General features: G+C 72.3%; 21 protein-coding genes. 9 read left to right on the top strand and 12 right to left on the bottom strand.

From position 1 onward, the window contains the following. Window positions 1–21 precede the first annotated feature (21 nt). A complete protein-coding gene (locus tag ACFPYL_RS12105) occupies window positions 22–1,539 on the top strand; it encodes an ATP-dependent DNA ligase (RefSeq protein WP_379154216.1) in 1,518 nt (505 codons plus the stop codon). On the opposite strand, the gene ACFPYL_RS12100 is transcribed toward ACFPYL_RS12105, so the two are convergent. After that, window positions 1,527–1,751, bottom strand: a complete 225-nt coding sequence (locus ACFPYL_RS12100) for a hypothetical protein (protein WP_379154214.1) — start codon at window positions 1,749–1,751, stop codon at window positions 1,527–1,529. The two genes, ACFPYL_RS12105 and ACFPYL_RS12100, sit on opposite strands and share 13 nt — an antisense overlap. Window positions 1,752–1,782: 31 nt before the next feature. Here ACFPYL_RS12100 and ACFPYL_RS12095 point away from each other — a divergent pair, with 31 nt between their 5' ends. Then, entirely contained in the window at window positions 1,783–2,001 is a 219-nt protein-coding gene (locus ACFPYL_RS12095) for a PLDc N-terminal domain-containing protein (protein ID WP_379154212.1), read from the top strand. A 151-nt stretch (window positions 2,002–2,152) separates the two neighbouring features. After that, window positions 2,153–2,833 carry a TetR/AcrR family transcriptional regulator gene (locus tag ACFPYL_RS12090; protein WP_379154210.1) on the top strand — a complete coding sequence of 227 codons (681 nt, stop codon included), beginning with the start codon at window positions 2,153–2,155 and terminating at the stop codon, window positions 2,831–2,833. Between the two features lie 15 nt (window positions 2,834–2,848). Here the strand turns inward: ACFPYL_RS12090 and ACFPYL_RS12085 are convergent, their stop codons facing one another. Further along, window positions 2,849–4,129 carry an acetyl-CoA C-acetyltransferase gene (locus ACFPYL_RS12085; RefSeq protein ID WP_379154208.1) on the bottom strand — a complete coding sequence of 427 codons (1,281 nt, stop codon included), beginning with the start codon at window positions 4,127–4,129 and terminating at the stop codon, window positions 2,849–2,851. 96 nt (window positions 4,130–4,225) lie between these two features. Between ACFPYL_RS12085 and ACFPYL_RS12080 the strand changes: the two genes are divergently transcribed. Together ACFPYL_RS12080 and ACFPYL_RS12075 are read left to right on the top strand one after the other, a co-directional pair. Next, window positions 4,226–5,587 (top strand): 3-oxoacyl-ACP reductase, encoded by a 1,362-nt coding sequence (locus ACFPYL_RS12080; protein WP_379154206.1) that lies wholly within the window; start codon window positions 4,226–4,228, stop codon window positions 5,585–5,587. Then, the gene (locus ACFPYL_RS12075) at window positions 5,587–6,396 is read left to right on the top strand and encodes a MaoC/PaaZ C-terminal domain-containing protein (protein ID WP_379154204.1); all 810 of its coding nucleotides are present in this window, start codon (window positions 5,587–5,589) and stop codon (window positions 6,394–6,396) included. The genes ACFPYL_RS12080 and ACFPYL_RS12075 overlap by 1 nt, the downstream gene beginning before the upstream one ends. Here the strand turns inward: ACFPYL_RS12075 and ACFPYL_RS12070 are convergent. The 3 genes from ACFPYL_RS12070 to ACFPYL_RS12060 form a co-directional block, all read right to left on the bottom strand. Further along, window positions 6,386–6,775, bottom strand: coding sequence for a hypothetical protein (locus tag ACFPYL_RS12070; RefSeq protein ID WP_379154202.1), 390 nt, complete (start codon window positions 6,773–6,775; stop codon window positions 6,386–6,388). The genes ACFPYL_RS12075 and ACFPYL_RS12070 overlap by 11 nt on opposite strands. 69 nt (window positions 6,776–6,844) lie before the next feature. Beyond that, on the bottom strand, window positions 6,845–7,249 hold the full coding sequence (locus ACFPYL_RS12065; RefSeq protein ID WP_379154200.1) for a nitroreductase family deazaflavin-dependent oxidoreductase: 405 nt from the start codon (window positions 7,247–7,249) through the stop codon (window positions 6,845–6,847). Window positions 7,250–7,256: 7 nt separating this feature from the next. Further along, the gene (locus ACFPYL_RS12060) at window positions 7,257–8,615 is read right to left on the bottom strand and encodes an MFS transporter (RefSeq protein WP_379154198.1); all 1,359 of its coding nucleotides are present in this window, start codon (window positions 8,613–8,615) and stop codon (window positions 7,257–7,259) included. Window positions 8,616–8,633: 18 nt separating this feature from the next. On the opposite strand from ACFPYL_RS12060, the gene ACFPYL_RS12055 reads away from it, so the two are divergent. Continuing rightward, window positions 8,634–9,008 (top strand): winged helix-turn-helix transcriptional regulator, encoded by a 375-nt coding sequence (locus ACFPYL_RS12055; protein WP_379154197.1) that lies wholly within the window; start codon window positions 8,634–8,636, stop codon window positions 9,006–9,008. Next, entirely contained in the window at window positions 9,005–9,490 is a 486-nt protein-coding gene (locus ACFPYL_RS12050; RefSeq protein ID WP_379154195.1) for a PaaI family thioesterase, read from the top strand. The genes ACFPYL_RS12055 and ACFPYL_RS12050 overlap by 4 nt, the downstream gene beginning before the upstream one ends. A gap of 6 nt (window positions 9,491–9,496) precedes the next feature. Here ACFPYL_RS12050 and ACFPYL_RS12045 read toward each other — a convergent pair whose 3' ends face one another. From ACFPYL_RS12045 to ACFPYL_RS12020, 6 genes are all read right to left on the bottom strand, one after another. Then, complete coding sequence (locus tag ACFPYL_RS12045) at window positions 9,497–10,150, bottom strand: sigma-70 family RNA polymerase sigma factor (protein WP_379154194.1); 654 nt, start codon at window positions 10,148–10,150, stop codon at window positions 9,497–9,499. 42 nt (window positions 10,151–10,192) lie between these two features. After that, window positions 10,193–11,293, bottom strand: coding sequence for a DNA glycosylase AlkZ-like family protein (locus tag ACFPYL_RS12040; RefSeq protein ID WP_379154192.1), 1,101 nt, complete (start codon window positions 11,291–11,293; stop codon window positions 10,193–10,195). Continuing rightward, window positions 11,290–12,168 (bottom strand): acyl-CoA thioesterase, encoded by an 879-nt coding sequence (locus tag ACFPYL_RS12035; protein WP_379154191.1) that lies wholly within the window; start codon window positions 12,166–12,168, stop codon window positions 11,290–11,292. The genes ACFPYL_RS12040 and ACFPYL_RS12035 overlap by 4 nt, the downstream gene beginning before the upstream one ends. Beyond that, window positions 12,165–13,028: an acyl-CoA thioesterase gene (locus ACFPYL_RS12030; RefSeq protein WP_379154189.1), complete on the bottom strand. Its 864-nt coding sequence runs from the start codon at window positions 13,026–13,028 to the stop codon at window positions 12,165–12,167. Before ACFPYL_RS12030 ends, ACFPYL_RS12035 begins: the two co-directional genes overlap by 4 nt. After that, a complete protein-coding gene (locus ACFPYL_RS12025; RefSeq protein WP_379154187.1) occupies window positions 13,021–13,977 on the bottom strand; it encodes a PAC2 family protein in 957 nt (318 codons plus the stop codon). The genes ACFPYL_RS12030 and ACFPYL_RS12025 overlap by 8 nt, the downstream gene beginning before the upstream one ends. A 100-nt stretch (window positions 13,978–14,077) precedes the next feature. Next, window positions 14,078–15,340 carry a hypothetical protein gene (locus ACFPYL_RS12020; RefSeq protein ID WP_379154185.1) on the bottom strand — a complete coding sequence of 421 codons (1,263 nt, stop codon included), beginning with the start codon at window positions 15,338–15,340 and terminating at the stop codon, window positions 14,078–14,080. A gap of 86 nt (window positions 15,341–15,426) precedes the next feature. Between ACFPYL_RS12020 and ACFPYL_RS12015 the strand changes: the two genes are divergently transcribed. Both ACFPYL_RS12015 and ACFPYL_RS12010 read left to right on the top strand, forming a co-directional pair. Then, the gene (locus tag ACFPYL_RS12015) at window positions 15,427–16,632 is read left to right on the top strand and encodes a thiolase family protein (RefSeq protein WP_379154184.1); all 1,206 of its coding nucleotides are present in this window, start codon (window positions 15,427–15,429) and stop codon (window positions 16,630–16,632) included. A 1-nt stretch (window position 16,633) separates the two neighbouring features. Further along, window positions 16,634–18,697: a 3-hydroxyacyl-CoA dehydrogenase NAD-binding domain-containing protein gene (locus ACFPYL_RS12010; protein WP_379154182.1), complete on the top strand. Its 2,064-nt coding sequence runs from the start codon at window positions 16,634–16,636 to the stop codon at window positions 18,695–18,697. Between the two features lie 72 nt (window positions 18,698–18,769). Here ACFPYL_RS12010 and ACFPYL_RS12005 read toward each other — a convergent pair whose 3' ends face one another. Continuing rightward, on the bottom strand, window positions 18,770–19,840 hold the full coding sequence (locus tag ACFPYL_RS12005; protein WP_379154180.1) for an alkene reductase: 1,071 nt from the start codon (window positions 19,838–19,840) through the stop codon (window positions 18,770–18,772). Window positions 19,841–19,936 lie beyond the last annotated feature (96 nt).

The following is a 19,936-nucleotide window of genomic DNA, read 5'->3' as shown; positions in this document are numbered from 1 at the left end:
GGGTGCCGGTTAGATGGGCGCATGCTGCTCGCCGACGTGGTCGCCACCTCCGCGACGGTCGCCGCCACCCGGTCGCGCAAGGCGAAGGTGGAGGCGATCGCCGCTCTGCTGCGGGTGGCGTCCCCTGATGAGGTCGAGACCGTGACGGCGTACGTCGGCGGGTCGCTGCGCCAGCGGCGCACCGGCCTGGGCTGGCGCGGGCTGTCGTCGCTGCCCGCTCCTGCCTCGTCGCCGTCGCTGACGGTCGTCGAGGTGCACGAGGCCTTCGAGACGATCGCGGGCATGTCGGGGTCGGGCTCGCAGGCGGCGCGGTCGTCGGCGGTCGACGAGCTCTTCGGGCGGGCGACCGCCGAGGAGCAGGCGTGGCTGCGTGGCGTCGTCACCGGCGCCGTACGCCAGGGCGCGCTGGACTCGCTCGTCCAGGAGGCGCTGGCCGTCGCCGCCGAGGTGCCGCTGGCCGCCGTACGTCGTGCCGCGATGCTCGGCGGGTCGACGGTGGCGGTGGCGTCATCCGCCTTCTCCGGCGTCGACGCGCTGGCGGCGGTGGGTCTGGAGGTCGGCCGTCCGGTGGTGCCGATGCTCGCCTCGAGCGCGCCGTCCGTCGCCGAGGCGCTGGCGAAGGCGGGCGGCGGGGCAGAGGTCGCGGTCGACGTGAAGCTCGACGGCATCCGGATCCAGGTGCACCGCTCCGGCGACTCGGTCCTCGTGGCCACCCGTTCGCTGGAGGACATCACCGGCCGGCTGCCCGAGGTGGTCGAGGTGGCGCTCGCCCTGCCCGCGACCTCGTTCGTGCTCGACGGCGAGGCGCTGGCGCTCGACGACGACGGCCGCCCGCGGCCCTTCCAGGAGACCGCGTCGCGCACGGCGATGGCCGAGGGGGTGAGAGTCACCCCGTACTTCTTCGACGTGCTGCACCTCGACGGCGTCGACCTGATCGACGCGCCGGCCTCCTCGCGTGCGGAGGCGCTCGACCGGCTCGTGCCTCCCGAGCACCGGGTGCCGCGGCTGGTGACCGCCTCGGCGCCCGACGCCGAGGCGTTCCTCGCCGACACGATCGGCTCCGGCCACGAGGGCGTCGTCGTGAAGTCGCTGACCGCGCCGTACGACGCCGGCCGCCGGGGTGCGTCCTGGGTCAAGGTGAAGCCCGTCCACACCCTCGACCTCGTCGTCCTCGCCGTCGAGTGGGGCTCCGGCCGGCGCGAGGGCTGGCTCTCCAACATCCACCTCGGCGCGCGCGACGCGGCGACCGGCGAGCTGGTGATGCTGGGCAAGACGTTCAAGGGCATGACCGACGAGATGCTCGCCTGGCAGACGGAGCGGTTCACCGACCTCGCGCTGTCGCCGTCGGAGATCCGCGCGCACTACGTCGTCGAGGTCCGTCCCGAGCAGGTCGTCGAGATCGCCTTCGACGGCGTCCAGCGCTCGACGCGGTACGCCGGCGGCGTCGCGCTGCGGTTCGCGCGGGTCGTCCGCTACCGCGACGACAAGCCGGTCAGCGAGATCGACACGATCGAGACCGTGAGGTCCTACCTGGGCTGAGACTCCGACCGGAGGTAGAGCCACCACGCGATCGCCGTGACCGCGAAGGCAACCACGCCGTCGAAGAGGAGACCTGACTCCCACGACAGCCCGGCCAGGAGCGGGAACCAGACCAGCACGACCGGCAGCGCGATCACCATCGGCACCAGGTAGCCCAACAGTCGCGAGCCCTCGCTGGGCTGCCACGGGGCGGGCGTGCGGCCGTTGGTCACCGGTCGAGTATGGCGGAGCTACGCTCGCCAGGTGAGCCGCGAGAAGAAGAAGTGGAGCGACCTGACACCCGCCCAGCAGAAGGCGATCATCGCCGGCGGCGCGGTCGAGGTGGTGCTGACCGCGGTCGCCCTCCGCGACCTGGCCCGCCGGCCCGCCAGCGAGGTCCGCGGCCGCAAGTCGGTGTGGGTGCTGTCGTTCGTCGTGCAGCCGTTCGGTCCGCTGGCGTACCTCTGGCGCGGCCGGCGCTGAAGTTTCATCGGCCGGCCGACGATTCTCATGCCTGGACGACGAAGTTTCATCGTCCCAGCGTGAGTTTCATCGGCCGACCGATGAAACTCCCACTCCGAGCGAATCCGTCACACCCGTGCAACTCCCAGTTGCACAGTTGTAAATTGATCCCATGACCAGTGCTCCCGAGACCGACGGCCGGCGTACGGCGGCGGCAGCCCGGCGCCGGGCCCGCGAGAAGGACATCATCGCGGCGACCCGTGGACTCTTCGACAAGCGCGGGGTGCGGGACGCGCAGATCGAGGACATCGCCAAGGCGGTCGGGATCAACCGGGCGATCGTCTACCGGCACTTCACCGGCAAGGAGGAGCTCTTCGCGCTCACCCTGGTCGGCTACCTCGACGAGCTCCGCGACGACCTCGCCGCCGCGACCGCCACGAGCGACGACGCGGAGCAGCAGCTGAGCGCGCTGGTCACGGCGTTCGTCGAGTACGGCGTCGCGCACCCGGCGTTCGTCGACTGTGCGCAGACGATCATGCGGCGTACCGGACCCGACCTGCTCGACGAGATGTCGGAGAGCGCGCTCTTCCGGCTCGGCCGCGGGATCTCCGGGTGCCTGGCAGTGCTCACCCAGGTCCTCGAGACCGGCGTCGAGTCCGGGGTGTTCAGGGTCGAGGACCCGGTGCTGCTCGCCAACACGCTCTACGCGAGCGGCCTCGGCGCGCTCCAGCTCGCGCGGGTCGGCATCCTGGTCAAGGAGGCCGCTCCCGGCATCCCCACGGTCGGCACCATCTCCCCCGAGCAGGTGTGCGACTTCATGGTGCACACCGCGCTGGCGCTCGCCACGCGCTGAACTCTCGTCAGTCGTTCAGCGCTCGAGGATCGCCACCACGCCCTGACCGCCGGCGGCGCAGACGGAGATCAGTGCCCGGCCGGAGCCCTTCTCGGCGAGCAGCTTCGCGGCGACGTTGATGATCCGGCCACCGGTGGCGGCGAACGGGTGGCCTGCGGCGAGCGAGGACCCGTTGACGTTGAGCCGCGAGCGGTCGATCGCCCCCAGCGGCGCGTCGAGGCCGAGGCGCTCCTTGCAGAAGACCGGGTCCTCCCATGCCTTGAGCGTCGAGAGCACCTGCGAGGCGAACGCCTCGTGGATCTCGTAGAAGTCGAATTCCTGGAGCGTCAGACCGTTGCGGGCGAGCATCCGCGGGACGGCGTACGCCGGCGCCATCAGCAGCCCCTCGCCGCCGTGGACGTAGTCGACCGCCGCGGTCTCGGAGTCGGCGAGGTAGGCCAGGGCCGGGTGCCCGTGCTCCTCGGCCCACTCGTCGCTGGCCAGCAGCACCACGGACGCGCCGTCGGTGAGCGGCGTCGAGTTGCCGGCGGTCATGGTCGCGGCCTCGCCACGGCCGAAGACCGGCTTGAGCTTGGCCAGCTTCTCGACCGTCGAGTCGGCGCGCAGGTTCTGGTCGCGCTCGACCCCGCGGAAGGGGGTGATCTGGTCGTCGAGGAAGCCCGCGTCGTACGCCGCCGCCAGGTGCTGGTGCGACAGCGCGGCCAGCTCGTCCTGCTCCTCGCGGGTGACCTGCCACTCCAGCGCCGTCAGCGCGGCGTGCTCGCCCATCGAGAGCCCGGTGCGCGGCTCGCCGTTCTGCGGGATCTCCAGCCCGATGTCGCCGGGGCGGATGGCGCCGAGCGCCTTCACCTTGCCGACCGTGTCGCGGGCGGCGTTGACCTTCATCAGCTTCTTGCGCAGCCGGTCGCTGATCGCCACCGGAGCATCGGACGTGGTGTCGGTGCCGCCGGCGATGCCGACGTCGATCTGGCCGAGCGCGATCTTGTTGGCGACCTGGATCGCGGCCTGCAGGCCGGTGCCGCAGGCCTGCTGGATGTCGGTCGCCGGCGTCTCGGGCGCGAGCCGCGAGCCGAGCACGGCCTCGCGGGCCAGGTTGAAGTCGCGGGCGTGCTTGAGCACGGCGCCGGCGACCACCTCGCCCACGCGCTCCCCCTCCAGGCCGAAGCGGGCGACGAGCCCGTCGATCGCGGCGGTGAGCATGTCCTGGTTGGACGCGTCGGCGTAGACGGTGTTGGAGCGCGCGAACGGGATCCGGTTGCCGCCGATCACGGCGACGCGGCGGGAAGAGGTCTGCATGCCTCCATCCTTGATCGGAGCCCGCCCGGAGAGAAGGCTATGAGGGGCAGATCACGAAATGTGGACACCGAGTTACACGAGGAGTTACCTAGCACCATGAGCGACCGCTACCAGGACTTCACCGCGTCCACGATCGGCAAGCAGATCACCAAGCTGCTCGGCCTCCCGCAGCCCACGAGGCTCGAGCGGTACGCCGAGGGCGCCCCCCTCGTCGACGGCACGGTCGCCGTCGGCGGCCGCGGCCGTCTGGCCGAGTCGCTGGTCGGCATCCTCGACACGCTCGGCATCGCCGGCGTCGAGACCCCGGCGGGCGAGACCCCCGGCGACGCCACGACGTACAAGGGGCTGGTCTTCGACGCGACCGGCCTGACGTCCTCGGACCAGCTGGTCGCGCTCCGCGACTTCTTCACCCCGCTGCTGCGCAGCCTGGACCGGTGCCCGCGGGTCGTCGTCATCGGTACGCCGCCCGAGCTGGTCGACGGCGCCGAGCGGGTCGCCCAGCGCGCGCTCGAGGGCTTCACCCGCAGCCTCGGCAAGGAGATCGGCCGCGGCGGCACCGTGCAGCTCGTGTACGTCGCGGACGGCGCCGAGGGCTCGGTCGCCAGCACGCTGGCGTTCCTGCTCTCCCCCAAGTCGGCGTACGTCTCCGGCCAGGTCGTCCGGATCGGCGCCCACGGAGCCGCGAAGCCGTGCGAGGTCGCCGACTGGACCCGCCCACTCGAGGGCAAGGTCGCCGTGGTCACCGGCGCGAGCCGAGGCATCGGCGAGCAGATCGCCCGGGTGCTGCACCGCGACGGCGCGACCGTCATCGGCATCGACGTGCCCCAGGCGGCCAGCGAGCTCCAGGGCGTGATGCGCGAGCTGGACGGCGACCACCTGGTCCTCGACATCACCGCCAAGGACGCCCCGCAGCGGATCGCTCATCACCTGCAGACCAAGCACGGCGGCGTGGACGTCGTCGTGCACAACGCCGGCATCACCCGCGACCGCAAGCTCGCCAACATGGCCCCCAACGAGAAGGGCGACCGGTTCGAGCAGGTCGTCGCCGTCAACCTCACCGCGCCCGAACGCATCACGCGCGAGCTCCTCGACCAGGGCGTCGTCAACAAGGGTGGCTCGATCATCGGCGTCGCCTCGATCGCGGGCATCGCCGGCAACGTCGGCCAGACCAACTACACGGCCTCCAAGGCCGGCGTCATCGGGCTCGTCGACTCGCTCGCCGACGAGCTGAAGGACGGCATCACCATCAACGCCGTCGCTCCCGGCTTCATCATCACGCAGATGACCGCGGCGGTGCCGTTCGCGACCCGCGAGGTCGGCCAGCGGCTCAACGCGCTCGCGCAGGGCGGACTGCCGGTCGACGTCGCCGAGACGATCGCCTGGTACGCCAGTCCCGGCTCCACCGCGGTCAACGGCAACGTGGTCCGCGTCTGCGGCCAGATGATGCTGGGCGCCTGATGATCCCCGTCCTGGTCAAGGCGGCGCTGCCGAAGATCCGGCCGTCCAGCGAGCTGCCCGACCTGTCGCTGGTGCGGCACGACGTCCCGCTCGACGCGAAGCACGTCGCGTCGTACGCCGCACTGTGCGGCTTCCCGCGCAAGGACGTGCTGCCGCTGCCCTACCCGCACCTGCTGGCCTGCGGGCTGCACCTCGAGATCATGGCCGACGGGTCGTTCCCGTTCCCCGCGATCGGCACCGTGCACCTCGAGAACTCGATCACCCAGCACCGCCCGATCGCGCTGACCGAGCAGCTCCAGGTCACCGCCCGGCCCGCCGACCTGCGCCCGCACGCCAAGGGCCAGGTCTTCGACATGCTCACCACCGTCCACTCGGCCGGTGAGCTGGTGTGGGAGGAGACGTCGACGTTCCTGCGCCGCGGCGCCGGTTCCGACGACGCGCCCCGCGGCGCGGCGTACCCCGAGGCACCGCCGACCGGCACGGTCTGGAAGCTCCCCGGCGACCTGGGGCGGTCGTACGCCGGCATCTCCGGCGACCGCAACCCGATCCACCTCTACGGCCTGACCGCCAAGGCGTTCGGCTTCCCCCGCCAGATCGCGCACGGCATGTGGTCGATGGCCCGCTGCGTCGGCGCCCTCGAGAACCGCCTGCCCGACCGGGTACGCGTCGACGTCGCCTTCAAGAAGCCGATCCTGCTGCCGGGGTCGGTCGCCTTCGGGTCGCGACCGACGGACGATGGCTACGCGTTCTCGCTGAGCAACCCGAAGAGCGGCGCGCCGCACCTGGCGGGCCGGACCGTCAGTACCTGACGCGCGCCACGCAGGTCTCGCCGGAGACGCGGTTGACCGCACGGAAGACGAACGCGTCGGCGCCGGCGGAGTTGCGGGCCTTGCGCTCCACCTCGAACGACCCACTGCGGCCGACGGTCGTGGAGCGGCCTCGGTCGACGAGGTCGCCGTCGTGCCGCAGGACCCAGTGCCAGGTCTGGCCGGCGCGGTTGCTGTCGATCTCGGACTCGACCTCGAGGCGGCCGTCGTCCGCCTTGGCCTTGATCTTCCAGTCGGTGCTCGCGGAGCACGACCCGTGACGGATCACCTCGCGGTCGTGGCCGGCGTGGGCAGGGCCCGCGCCCAGGAGGGCGAGCGGGACGGCGGCGATCAGGGCGGTGGTGGCTGCGATGGTCTTCATGCCCCGAGCCTCACCTCGCGTCATGTGGTGGTGATGAGCCCCGGATGAGAGTGCCCTCATCCGGCGACCTCAGCGAGGCGTGAGGGCGAGGACCGGGATGACCCGGTCGGTCTTCTTCTCGTAGTCGGCGAAGCCGGGGAAGAGCGCGGCCTGCTCGGCGTACTTCTCGTCGCGCTCGGCGCGGGGCAGCTCCTCGGCGCGTACGGCGACGGTGTCGTCGCCGACCTCGATCATGGCGTCGGGGTTGGCCTTGAGGTTGTGGTACCAGTCCGGGTTGTCCGGTGCGCCGGCCTTGGAGGCGAAGACCAGATAGCGGTCGCCGTCGCGCAGGTACATCATCGGGCTGACCCGCTCCTGGCCACTCTTGGCGCCGGTCGAGTGGAGCAGGAGGAGCGGTGCACCCTCGAAGTTGCCCCCGACCTTGCCGTGGTTGGCGCGGAACTCCTCGATGATGGCTGCGTTGTAGTCGCTCACGCCTCCACTATGCCTCGGCCCGTCCGGTGGCAGCGATGACCGCCGCGCCCAGCAGGCTCAGTGCGGCCGCCACGAGGACGGCGACGTTCCAGCCGGCGAGCAGGTCGGCGCCCGCGTGGGTCGCGACCACGACGAAGAGCGTGATGCCGCACGCGGCGCCGAGGTAGCGGGCGGTGTTGTTGGCTCCGCTGCCCATCGCCGCCCGGTCCGGCGGCACGCTCGCCACCGCCTCCCGGCCGAGGAGCGCATTGAGGACACCGGTCGCGAGGCCCGCGACGAACATCGGGACGGCGAGCCGCCACACGTTCGACCCGGCGTCGAGGCCGTAACCCGTCAGCTGGCCGATCGCGACCACGACCAGCAGCGCCGCGATCGGGCGCGGCCCCTCGAGGGGGCGGCGCAGGTGGCGGATGAGGTACGACGTGACCACGCTCGTGCCCGACCACGCCGCGACCAGCAGGCTCGCGGTCCACAGGCTGGCACCGAGCCCGAGCTGGGCGACGGTCGGGACGAACGACGACATGCCGATGATCCCCAGCCCGAGGGTGAGCGAGCCCAGCGTGGCGGCGCGGAACCGAGGCGCGCGCAGCAGGTCGGGCTCGACCAGCGGTTGCGCCACCCGGCGCTCGACGACGCCGAAGCCGACGGCCGCGAGCAGGGCCAGGACGGCCAGCACGACCGTCGGCCCGTCGACGCCGTTGCGTCCCTGGGTCAGGGCCGAGACGAGCAGCGTCATCGCCGCGACCAGCAGCACCAGGCCGGGTACGTCGATCCGGCGCGGCTGCGCCGCCGACGACTCCCCGATCCGGGCCAGGCTCGGCCAGAGCAGGACCAGGGCGACCAGCCCGACCACGGCGTACGTCTCCCGCCAGCCGGACCCGACGTCGAGGGCTGCGGAGAGGACAGCACCGGCGGTGATGCCCAGCCCGACGCTGGCGCCCCAGATCGAGGTGGCGTGCACGCGGGCGGGGCCGGGCGCGAAGTCGTGGGCGAGCACGGCCAGGCCGCAGGCCAGCACCGCCGCTCCCCCGACGCCCTCGACCACCCGGGCGGCCACGAAGAGCACCGGCTCCTGGGCGACGGCGCACACCAGCGCGCCCAGACCGATGGCGCCGAGCCCGGCGGCGTACACCCGGCGGCGGCCGTAGGCGTCGCCGAGCACGCCCGCAGCGAGCAGCGCCGCCGCCAGGCCGACCGACATCGAGCTGAGGATCCAGGCCCGCGCGACCGGGCCGGCGCCGAGGTCGGCCGCGGTGCGCGGGATCGTCGCCATCGGGGTCACGTAGGTGACCAGCACCAGCGCGGTGCCCAGCGCGATCGGGGCCAGCGAGCGGACAGCGACAGTTGGTTTGACTTCCAAACTCACTCGCGGGACGCTACACCCATGAGCACCGTCGCACTAGCCGAGCTCCCCGGCCGGCCCTGCCCGATCGCCGCGTCGCTCGAGCTGGTCGGCGAGCGGTGGGCCCTCCTGGTCGTCCGCGAGATCGCGATGGGCAGCACCCGGTTCGGCGACATCGTCCGTGGCACCGGCGCCCCGCGCGACCGGATCGCGGCCCGGCTCAAGGCGCTGGAGGCCGCCGGCGTGATCGGGCGTACGGCGTACCAGCAGCGGCCCGAGCGGTTCGACTACCACCTCACGGAGTCCGGCCAGGACCTGCTGTCGGTGCTCGATGCTCTCCTTGCCTGGGGCGACAAGCACGTCGTCGCCGCCGACGATCCCCGCCGACTGAAGCGCTACCGGAGGTTCATCGCATGATCCGCACCCGCACCGTGACCTGGGAGGACCCGGGTCCGGGCACCCTCCAGGGGCTCTCGATGCCCGGCCTCGACTACATGCAGGCCGTGATGAAGGGCGAGCTGCCGGCGCCGCCGATCGCGGCGACGATGCAGTTCGAGCTGGTGGAGGCCGAGCTCGGCCGGGCCGTCTTCACCTGTACGCCGGACGAGTCGGTCTACAACCCGATCGGCGCCGTGCACGGCGGTCTCGTCTGCACGCTGCTGGACTCTGCGGCCGGGTGCGCGCTGCACACGACGCTGCCGCAGGGCAAGGGCTACACGTCGGTCGAGATCAAGGTGAGCTACCTCAAGGCGGTGCGCGCCGGGAGCGGCCTGCTCACCGCCACCGGCACGGTCGTCAAGGCCGGGTCGCGCGTGGGCTTCACCGAGGCCACGGTCACCGACGGCTCGGGCGCGCTGGTCGCGACCGCGAGCAGCACGCTGCTGGTCTTCGACCTGTAGGGAGGCTCAGGCCTCGAGGCGCAGCTGCCGGGTGTCCGGCATCGAGCTGGCCTGCACGAGGTTGCGCCGGCTCGCGAGGGCGGCGTACATCGCCCGGCGGGCGGCGTCGCGCTGCACGGGCTCGGCGGCCTCGTCGGTGCACGCGGCCAGGGCGTCGCGGAGCAGCATCAGGGCCTCGGTGCGCAGCTGCACGACCTGCGCCTCCGCCATCCCGAGCTCGTCGGCGATGCCGGAGACGGGCGCCTCGTCGAGGAAGTAGCGGCCGACCACCTGACGGTGCCGCTCGGAGAGCTCGCCGACGGCCTCGCGCAGGGTGACCATCCGGTCCTCGACGTCGGCCGGCTCGGCCGGCACCGTCGGGTCGACCGGCATCCGGTCGACCGGGGCCTCGGTCTGCGACGCGATGACGACGTCGAGCAGGGCACTGCGGATCCGGGCGGCGGCGTACACCTCGAACGCGCCGTCGACCTCGGGCTCGTAGGCCTCGGCGGCCTCGGTCAGCGCGACCAGGCCGGCGGACTGGAGGTCGTCGCGCTGGACCGAGCGCGGCACCCGCGCCACGACCTGGCCGACGATCCACTCGACCATCGGCACCGACTCCAGCGCCAGCTCCTGGGCACTCAGGTGCCCCGTCGCGTCCTGCTCCATCTCCCGGCTCATGTGATCACCATCGGCAGGAATCGCCGGTAGTCCACCTTTTGACTAGACCAGTTCCAGACCGAGCCACTCGGCGAGCGACGCGATCTCGGCGTCGACCGCCTCGGCGACCTCCGGCGCGAAGGGCTCGTCCTGGTGGACGGCGGTGACGACCAGCGCCCCCTCGGCCCGGTCGGCGGTCGCGTCGAGCTTGCCGACCAGGCGGTCGCCGTACAGGACGGGGAGCGCGTAGTAGCCCCAGCGGCGCTGCGCCGCCGGCTTGTACATCTCGAGCAGGTAGTCGAACTCGAAGACCTCGGTCAGCCGCTTGCGGTCCTGCACGAGGCGGTCGAACGGCGAGAGCAGCGCCGCCCGGCCCGGCCCCGGGGCGTCGTCGAGGTACGCCGGGTCCACGCGCCAGCTGCCGCGCACCCCGTCGATCACGGCGGCCTCGCCGGCCTCGCCCACGTCGTGCTGCTCCCCCGGCGACGAGGCGGCCTTGGCGCGGGCGATCCCGAGCGCCGTCAGCCGGCGCGCGTCGCGGATCCGGCGCGCGTCCTCGGCGTCCGGCACCGGGTCGTCGGGGTAGATCCGCTCGGCGAGGTCCCACAGCTGCTCGCGCCCGCGGCGCCCGGCGCTGGCGACCTCGCCCCGGGCGACCATCAGCTGGAGCAGCATCCGGACGTTGCGGTCGTTGTTCCACCCCGACGACTGCCACGGCACCTCGCAGCTGTCGGGCAGCTCGCTCGCGGGCAGCGGCCCGTCGCCGCGGAGCCGCTCGAGCAGGTCGCGCCGGCAGCCGTCGTTGGCCTCGACCCACTCCGCCCGCGCGACCTGCCAGTCCGTGAGCTCACCGCTGCCCGGCCACTGCGCCATCTCGGCACGGAAGAGCGCCATGTCCTCCGCCGGCCGGATGAAGCCCTGGTGCTCGATCAGCCGCTGCTCGTCGAGCGCGTCGCGCAGCGAGGCAGGGTCGTACGACGGGCCGAGGCGACTCCACAGCACCAGGTCGGCGCTCGGCGCGATGGCGCTGGTCGGCTCGGCCTGCAGCACGGTGAGGTGGCGCACCACGTCGAAGAGGTCCGTGGGTCGCGCCGCCGCCAGCAGCTGGGCGCGCACCGCGATCCGGCGCGCGTCGTCCCGAGTCAGCTGGTGCGGCTGGTTCACTCCTTGGCGCCGGGGCCTTCCGAGCCGGGGCGGCGCGGCCGGATCAGGCCCTCCTGGGCGGCGGTGACGACGAGCGTGCCGTCGGCGGTGAAGATCCGTCCGAAGGCCAGGCCGCGGGCGCCCTGGGCCGAGGGCGACCACTGGTCGTAGAGCCACCACTCGTCGGCCCGGAACGGCCGGTGGAACCACAGGGTGTGGTCGAGGGAGGCCATCTGGGTCTTGGACGGGTTCACGTCGTGCACCGACAGCGTGGAGCCGAGCAGGCTCACGTCGCTGGCGTAGGTGAACGCGGCGGCGTGGATGGCCGGGTCGTCCGGCAGCCCCTCGCGCAGCCGGATCCACATCCGAGCCTGGGACACGTGCCCGTCGTCGGGCTCGAGGCCGAAGCGGGTGTTGCCGAGCCAGCGGACGTCGAGGGCACCCCACTCCTTGCCCAGCGCGTCGGCCTCGGCGTTGCCGCCGCGACGCATCACGTCGACCAGGTCGAAGCCCGTCTCGGGCGCGCCGACCTCGGGCATCGCGTCCTGGTGCTCGTAGCCCTCCTCGGGCAGCTGGAAGTTCAGCGTCTGGTAGTAGATCGGCCGGCCGTGCTGGCGGGCCACGACGCGACGGGTCATGAACGACCGGCCGTCGCGGATCCGCTCCACGTCGTAGACGATCGGCACCGAGTAGTCGCCGCCGAGCAGGAAGTAGGAGTGCAGCGAGTGCACGGCGAAGTCGGTCGGCACGGTGCGGATGCCGGCCATCAGCGCCTGCGCGGCGACCTGCCCGCCGTACACGCGGGCGCGGGCGGACTCGGGCTGCTTGCCGCGGAACAGGTCACCGTCGAGCCGCTCCAGGTCGAGCAGGTCGACGAGCTCCTCGGTCGGGTTCATCGAGCCGCCTTCCGGGGTCGCAGCACGGCCTCCTGGGCCACCGACGCCACCAGCTCCCCGCTCTGGGTGAAGACCCGCGCGAGCACCAGGCCGCGGCCGCCGGAGGCCGACGGCGAGACCTGGTCGTAGAGCCACCACTCGTCGGCCCGGAACGGCCGGTGGAACCAGACCGCGTGGTCGAGGGAGGCCACGAAGGCGTCGCCGCGGCCGAAGCTGATGCCGTGCGGGGCCATCGCGGCACCGATCAGCGTCATGTCGGAGAGGTAGGTGAAGGCGGCCCGGTGGAAGAACTGGTCGTCGGGCAGCGGGGACGAGACCCGCAGCCAGACCCGCTGCCGTCCGGGGTGGAGCGGGTCGTCGTCCAGCCCGGAGGCCGACGACCCGACGAACCGGATGTCGGCGACGTTCCACTGGTCGGCGTGCAGCTCCTCCTGCGCCTTGCGGCTCACGGGCCGCACCGACGGGTCGTCGGGCCCGGGTACGTCGGGCATCGACTCCTCGTGCTCGTAGCCCGCCTCGTCCTTCTGGAAGTTCACGGTCTGCGCGTAGATCGGCCGGCCGTGCTGCTGGGCGATCACCCGGCGGGTGACGAAGGAGCGGCCGTCGCGGAGGTTCTCGACGTCGTAGATCGTCGGCGTGCTCGGGTCGCCCGGCTGGAGGAAGTAGGAGTGCAGGGAGTGGGCGACGTACTCGTCCGGGACGGTGCGCGAGGCGGCCACCAGCGACTGCGCGGCGACCTGGCCGCCGAAGACCATCGGCCGGCTCGTCGGCATCTGGGCGCCGCGGAAGAGGTCGTCGTCGATGCGCTCGAGGTCGAGCAGCGTCAGCAGCTCGTCGGCGTCGCGGGGCACCTCAGCCACGCTCCTGGTCGGAGGGTCCGGGCTCCTCGGGTCCGTCGAGCCCCGCCAGGAACTGCTCGAACTGACGGCCGATCTCCTCGCCGGTCGGCAGCGGCTGGTCGGGCGCCAGCAGGCTGGCCCCGTCCTCCTCGGCGCGCTCGAACGCGTCGTACTGGCGCTCGAGGGCGGCCACCACGTCGGCGACCTCCTGGTTGGCGGTCAGGTAGGTCGCGATCTCGGCCTCCGTGTCCTCGGCCTCGGCGCGCAGGCCGGACAGGTCGATCGTGAGCCGGCCGGCGATCTCCACCTGCTCGAGGAGCACGGCGGCGGCCAGCGGGTAGTCCATCTGCGCGAGGTAGTGCGGGACGTGCGCGACGAAGCCCATCGCCTCGTGGCCCCACTCCCCCAGCCGGATCTCCAGCAGGGCCTGGGCGCTGCTCGGGATGCGCAGCTCGCCGCGCCACGGGCTGGTGCCCGTCAGCAGCGCCGGGTCGTTGGCGTGCGGGGTGAGCGCGATCGGCCGCGTGTGCGGCACCGCCATCGGGACCGAGCCGATGCCGATGACCCGGGTGACGCCCAGGGTCTCCACGACCTCGCGCACCGCGCCGCAGAACGCCTCCCACCGGTTGTCGGGCTCCGGCCCCTGGAGCATCAGGTACGGCGTGCCGCCGGCGTCGTGGAGCAGCCGGACCAGCAGCCGGGGCGCGTCGTACGCCGCATAGTGGTCGCGGACGAAGGTCATCGAGGGGCGGCGCGCGCGGTAGTCGTGGAACTGGTCGACGTCGAACGTCGCGACCACGGGGCCGTCCGACAGGTCGGTGAGGTGCTGGGCCGCGCGGGCCGCGGCGCTGCCGGCGTCCAGGAAGCCGTCGAGCACGAGGACCATCGTGAGGTCACCGCCCGCGTCACGGACGGCCTCCAGCTCCTGCACCTCGTCGACGATGTGCACCAAGCGCTCACGCTTGCCCACGGAACCTCCTCGTTGCGGCGGCCCGACCTCCCGTCGGTCCGTGGGCACAACCGTAGTGGTCCCGTCGCCCATTCCGCGGCTCAGTGGCGTGCGAGGGAGGTCACGCGTCGAGGCAGAAGGCGTAGGCCTTCTTCTTCTCTGCCAGGGTGTCCTGCGCGGCGGCGAGGGTCGCTTGCCGACTCGTGACCACCGTCACCGCGGCATCACGCGCCCCCTGGGCCGTCACCTGGTCCTGCGCCGCCGTGGCCGCGGTGGCCTGGGCGGTCGAGAGCGTCGTTGACGTGGCAGCGGCCGTCTTCTTCGCCGTCGAGAGCCTGATGGTGGCGGCCTTCAGCGCCTTGGCGGCCCGGGCGATCGCGGCCTTGCGATGCGACTTCTTGGCCTTCTTCAGGGCCGTGGCCGCTTTCGTCACGGCGCCGGTCGCCGAGGCGACTGCACCCTGTGCCGCGGTCGACGCCGCCTGCGCGCGGGTCCCCGCTTCGGCGGTGGCCGACGCGGTCGCCTTCGCAGCGCCCAGGGTCTCTGCCGCCGTGGCGGCTGCGTCTCGGCTGGTCGTCAACGCGCTCGCGGCGGAGTCAGCCGCGATCTGGGCCGAGTTCAGCTCCATCGCGAAGCCCGTGCAGGGTCCGAGCCCGGCCGATGACTGGAGCTGGAGCGTCACCGCAGTGACCGATCCGGTGTCACCACCGCAGTGATCAGCGAACTCGAGGGTCCAGGTGCCGTTGGGGTCCGCCACCGACGAGAACGCTTGCGTGAGCGACGTTTGCTGGCCGCCGTTGGTGAGGTCAGGAGCGCCCGGGGTCGTGGCGGCATAGCGGCCGGACGGGATCACATCGGCCGTTCCCAGACCGGCAGCCTCCGACCACAGGTTGTTGGGCGTCGATTCATCCGAGAACGAGTAGGTGCCCCCGAGGTTGCTGCTGTCGCCGGCCGGCGCGGCTGCGGTCGAACCGACCCGGGAGAAGACGGTGGCTCCGCTGGCATTGGGCGCGAAGAGCTCGACGTCGAGGTCGCCGACCCAGGGGTGCGTCATCTGCAGGCCAGAGATGCGGACGCCGGAGAGAGGCGCGACCGGCATCCCCGTCACCGAGAAGGAGACCACCAGCGGGCCCGCGAACGTCGTGCACAGGACGTCGCCGTCCGGGATCGACCCGACCCCGGTGCCGGCCACGCTGGTCCAGGTCGACGTGGCCTGAGCCGGGCTGACGCCAACGGCGGTGGTCGCCGCGGCGATACCGACGGCCACCACGGTGACGAGCAGGGTTCGAAGGTTCATCGGACGCTCCCCCAAGATCTCGGCCGCGCCCGATCCTGCGTCGGGCTCCTCGAATCTAGGCGCGCATCCGAGCGCAGGAGATAGCACAGATGGATCATCTTCAAGGCCGCGGATGCGCGGTTGTTACCGTGGGGTAACGTTGCCGCACCGAGACTCTCACCCCGAGGAGAACTGTGTCCCGACAGCTGCGAGAGGTCGTCTTCGTCGACGGCGTGCGCACCCCGTTCGGCGTCGGCAAGGCCAACGGCCAGTACGCCGAGACCCGCGCCGACGACCTCGTCATCAAGTGCATCCGCGAGCTCCTGCGCCGCAACCCGTCGCTGCCGCCCGAGCGCGTCGACGAGGTGGCCGTGGCCGCCACGACGCAGATCGGCGACCAGGGCCTGACCATCGGCCGCACCGCCGCGCTGCTCGCGGGCCTGCCGCAGAGCGTGCCCGGCTTCGCGATCGACCGGATGTGCGCCGGCGCGATGACCGCCGTGACCACCACCGCCTCCGGCATCGCCTTCGGTGCGTACGACGTCGCCATCGCCGGCGGCGTCGAGCACATGGGCCGCCACCCCATGGGTGAGGGCGTCGACCCCAACCCGCGGATCCTCTCCGAGCGGATCGTCAACCCGGACGCGCTCGTGATGGGCAAGACGGCCGAGAACCTGCACGACCGCTACCCCTCGATCACCAAGGAGCGCGTCGACGCCTACGCCGTGCGCTCGCAGGAGAAGACGGCCGCGGCGTACGACGCCGGCAAGATCCAGCCCGACCTGGTGCCGGTCGCGACGAAGTCGGCAGAGCTCGGCTGGGGCCTGGCCTCGACCGACGAGCCGATGCGCCCGGGCACGACCATGGAGACGCTGGCCGGCCTGAAGACGCCGTTCCGCGCCCACGGCAAGGTGACCGCCGGCAACGCCGCCGGCATCAACGACGGTGCCACCGCGGCTCTGCTCGCCGACGAGGAGACCGCCCGCGAGCTGGGCCTGCCGGTCCGGATGCGCCTGGTCGCCTACTCCTTCGTGGGCGTCGAGCCCGAGGTGATGGGCGCCGGCCCGATCCCGTCGACCGAGAAGGCCCTCAAGCAGGCCGGTCTCACCATCGACGACATCGAGGCGTTCGAGGTCAACGAGGCGTTCGCCGTCCAGGTGCTCGCGTTCCTCGAGCACTTCGGCATCGCCGACGACGACGCACGCGTGAACCCCTACGGCGGCGCGATCGCGATGGGTCACCCCCTCGCGTCCTCCGGCGTACGCCTGATGACCCAGCTGGCGCGGCAGTTCGAGGAGCGGCCGGAGGTCCGCTACGGCCTGACGACCATGTGCATCGGCATCGGCATGGGCGGCACGGTCATCTGGGAGAACCCGCACTGGACTGGAGAGGTGGCCTGAGATGGCGATCGAGAACCTGCTGACCCGCGCCCAGGAGATCTCCTCCGACGCCGAGCGCGTCACCGCCGCCCACCTGCGGAAGGTGACCCTGCCCAGCGGCGCCGTCCTCGGCCTGATCACCCTCGACAACGGCGAGGACCACACCAAGCCGAACACGTTCGGCCCGCGCTCGCTGCTCGCCCTCAACGAGGCGATCGATGCCGCGCTGGCGGACGACGCGATCACCGCCGTCGGCGTCACCGGCAAGCCGTTCATCCTGGCCGCCGGCGCCGACCTCACCTCCATCCAGGGCGGCGGGCCCGACGCCGTACGCGTGGTGGCCGAGCTCGGGCACGCGGTCTTCCGCAAGCTCGGCGAGGGCGGCAAGCCGTCCTTCGGCTTCATCAACGGCCTCGCCCTCGGCGGTGGCCTCGAGGTCGCGCTGCACTGCACCTACCGCACCGTGATGGACAGCGCCCCGGCGCTCGGCCTCCCCGAGGTCATGCTCGGCCTGGTGCCCGGCTGGGGCGGCGCGTTCCTGGTGCCCAACCTGCTCGGCGCCGATGCGGCGGTGACGGTCTTGCTCGAGAACCCGCTCAACAACGGCAAGACGCTCGGCGGCGCCGCGGCGTACGAGCTCGGCCTGGCCGACGCGGTCTTCTCCGGTGCTGACTACCTGGAGCAGTCGTTGCTCTGGGCCGACGCGGTGCTGCGCGGCGAGATCGTCGTCGAGCGCGCGGAGGTCGACCGGGGTGCGGCGTGGGACGCGGCGGTCGAGCGCGCCCGCGGCGTCGTGGCGGCCCGGACCGGTGGCGCCAGCCCGGCCGCCCTGAAGGCCGTCGAGCTGATCGACGCCGCCCGCGACGGCGACCGCGACGCCGGCTTCGCACGTGAGGACGACGCCCTCGAGGCGATGTCGCACACCCCGGAGCTGATCGCGTCGCTCTACGCCTTCGACCTGGTGCAGAAGCGGGCCAAGCGTCCCGCCGGCGCGCCGGACCGGTCGCTGGCGCGGCCCGTCACGAAGGTCGGCATCGTCGGCGCCGGTCTGATGGCCTCGCAGCTGGCGCTGCTCTTCGTACGCCGCCTCGAGGTGCCGGTCGTGCTGACCGACCTCGACCAGGAGCGGGTCGACAAGGGCGTGGGCTACGTGCACGCCGAGATCGACAAGCTGCTCGCGAAGGGCCGCATCAACCACGACAAGGCCAACCGCCACAAGGCGCTGGTCAGCGGGGCGATCGACAAGGCCGAGGTCTTCGGCGACGCGGACTTCGTGATCGAGGCCGTCTTCGAGGAGATGTCGGTCAAGAAGTCGGTCTTCGCCGACGTCGAGAAGGTCGTCTCCGCCGAGTGCGTCCTCGCGACGAACACGTCGTCGCTGTCGATCACCGAGATGGCGGCCGACCTCGAGCACCCGGAGCGGGTCGTGGGCTTCCACTTCTTCAACCCGGTCGCGGTGATGCCGCTGCTCGAGATCGTCAAGGGCGAGCGGACCGACGACGCGACGCTGGCGACGGCGTTCGGCACCGGCAAGGCGCTGAAGAAGACCACCATCCTGGTCAACGACAGCCCGTCCTTCATCGTCAACCGGCTGCTCGGCCGCTTCATGGGCGAGGTCGGCCGGATCGTCGACGAGGGCACCCCGGTGCCGGTGGCCGACTCGGCGTTCGCGGGCGTGGCCCCGATGCCGCCGTTCATGCTGCTCTCGCTCGTGGGTCCGGCGATCGCGTTGCACAACAACGAGACGCTGCACGGGGCGTTCCCCGACCGCTTCTACGTCTCCCCCGCGCTGGAGCGCGTGGTGGCGGCGCGGAAGACGTCGTACTACGGCGCCGACGGCAGCATCGACCCCGAGGTCGAGGCGCTCCTGGAGACGCCGTCCGACCCCGTGGTGCTCGAGCCCGCCGAGGTGCGCACCCGCGTGCTCACCGGTCTGGCCGACGAGGCCCGCCGGATGCTCGACGAGGGCGTCGTCGTCGCGGCCGAGGACCTGGACCTGGCGATGATCACCGGCGCCGGCTTCTCGTTCTGGAACGGCGGCCTGACGATGCTCCTCGAGCGCGAGGGCCTCGGCCAGTTCCACTGACGGCCGACACGAGGCGGGCACCGGGACCACTCCCGGTGCCCGCTTTGTCGTCTCCGGCTCAGTCGTCCAGGATCAGTCGTCCATGAAGGGGTAGTCCGTGTAGCCCTCGGCGCCGCCGCCGTAGAAGGTGTCGGGGTTCGGCTCGTTGAGCTCGGCGCCGGTCTCCCAGCGCTTCGGCAGGTCCGGGTTGGCGAGGAAGAGCCTGCCGATGGCGACGGCGTCCGCGACGTCCTCGTCGAGCAGCGCCTGCGCCATCGCGCGGGTGGTCACGACCCCGAAGCCGTCGTTGGCGATCAGCACGCCCCCGAAGTCCTTGCGGAGCCGCTGCACCAGGTCGAGACGCGGCTGGGCGAGGACGCTGAGGTAGGCGAGACCCAGGTCCGCGATCCCCTCGATGAAGGCGGCGTACGTCGCCTCCACGTCGGCCGGGTCGTCCTCGGTCGCACCCTGGATGTTGTGGGCCGGCGAGATCCGCAGTCCGACCCGGTCGGCGCCGACGGCCTCGGCGACCGCGCGGGTCACCTCGACCGCGAAGCGGGCGCGGTTCTCGGGAGATCCGCCGTACTGGTCGGTGCGCTGGTTGGAGCCCGGCGCGAGGAACTGGTGGATCAGGTAGCCGTTGGCCCCGTGCACCTCGACGCCGTCCAGGCCGGCCTCGACGGCGTTGCGGGCGGCCACGACGTACTCCTCGACCACGGCGGCGATCTCGTCGGTCTCGATCGCCCGGGGCGTCGGGAAGTCCTGCTGGCCGCTGGGCGTCACCATCTTGCCGGGGGCGGCGAGCGCGCTCGGCGCGATGATCTCCTGGCCACCGGTGTTGTCGGGGTGGGAGATCCGTCCGGCGTGCATGAGCTGGGCGACGATGCGACCGCCGTTGGCGTGCACCGCGTCGGCCACCCGGCGCCACCCGGCGAGCTGCTCGGGCGAGTGGAATCCGGGCGTGTCCAGGTAGCCCTGGCCGCGTGCGCTCGGCTGGCTGCCCTCGGTGATGATCAGGCCGGCGGAGGCGCGCTGGGCGTAGTACTCGACCGCGAGGTCTCCGGGCACGGTGCCGCGCGACCGGTTGCGGGTGAGCGGAGCCATGACGATGCGGTTGGGCAGCGTCCAGGCTCCGGCGGTCAGGGTGTCGGACAGGTCGGCCATGCGGAGAGCTCCTCGCGGGTCGGGAACGGTGTCCTCCGTCCCAGCCGCCAGAGCCGCGTCACGATTCCGCGCCGCTGGGTGAGAAGGCTCACCGGC

Origin of the sequence: Nocardioides hankookensis (assembly GCF_042658885.1) — a bacterium.
Lineage (GTDB): Bacteria > Actinomycetota > Actinomycetes > Propionibacteriales > Nocardioidaceae > Nocardioides > Nocardioides hankookensis.
The sequence above is the reverse complement of the archived record's forward strand: the minus strand, read 5'-3'. Positions and strand labels throughout refer to the sequence as shown.

What these genes read in the sequence shown, in the direction of transcription:
- ACFPYL_RS12105 (WP_379154216.1), top strand. Translation starts at nt 22, where the DNA reads ATGCTGCTCGCCGACGTGGTCGCCACCTCCGCGACGGTCGCCGCCACC.
- ACFPYL_RS12090 (WP_379154210.1), top strand. Translation starts at nt 2,153, where the DNA reads ATGACCAGTGCTCCCGAGACCGACGGCCGGCGTACGGCGGCGGCAGCC.
- ACFPYL_RS12085 (WP_379154208.1), bottom strand. Translation starts at nt 4,129, where the DNA reads ATGCAGACCTCTTCCCGCCGCGTCGCCGTGATCGGCGGCAACCGGATC.
- ACFPYL_RS12080 (WP_379154206.1), top strand. Translation starts at nt 4,226, where the DNA reads ATGAGCGACCGCTACCAGGACTTCACCGCGTCCACGATCGGCAAGCAG.
- ACFPYL_RS12075 (WP_379154204.1), top strand. Translation starts at nt 5,587, where the DNA reads ATGATCCCCGTCCTGGTCAAGGCGGCGCTGCCGAAGATCCGGCCGTCC.
- ACFPYL_RS12070 (WP_379154202.1), bottom strand. Translation starts at nt 6,775, where the DNA reads ATGAAGACCATCGCAGCCACCACCGCCCTGATCGCCGCCGTCCCGCTC.
- ACFPYL_RS12055 (WP_379154197.1), top strand. Translation starts at nt 8,634, where the DNA reads ATGAGCACCGTCGCACTAGCCGAGCTCCCCGGCCGGCCCTGCCCGATC.
- ACFPYL_RS12050 (WP_379154195.1), top strand. Translation starts at nt 9,005, where the DNA reads ATGATCCGCACCCGCACCGTGACCTGGGAGGACCCGGGTCCGGGCACC.
- ACFPYL_RS12045 (WP_379154194.1), bottom strand. Translation starts at nt 10,150, where the DNA reads ATGAGCCGGGAGATGGAGCAGGACGCGACGGGGCACCTGAGTGCCCAG.
- ACFPYL_RS12035 (WP_379154191.1), bottom strand. Translation starts at nt 12,168, where the DNA reads ATGAACCCGACCGAGGAGCTCGTCGACCTGCTCGACCTGGAGCGGCTC.
- ACFPYL_RS12010 (WP_379154182.1), top strand. Translation starts at nt 16,634, where the DNA reads ATGGCGATCGAGAACCTGCTGACCCGCGCCCAGGAGATCTCCTCCGAC.
- ACFPYL_RS12005 (WP_379154180.1), bottom strand. Translation starts at nt 19,840, where the DNA reads ATGGCCGACCTGTCCGACACCCTGACCGCCGGAGCCTGGACGCTGCCC.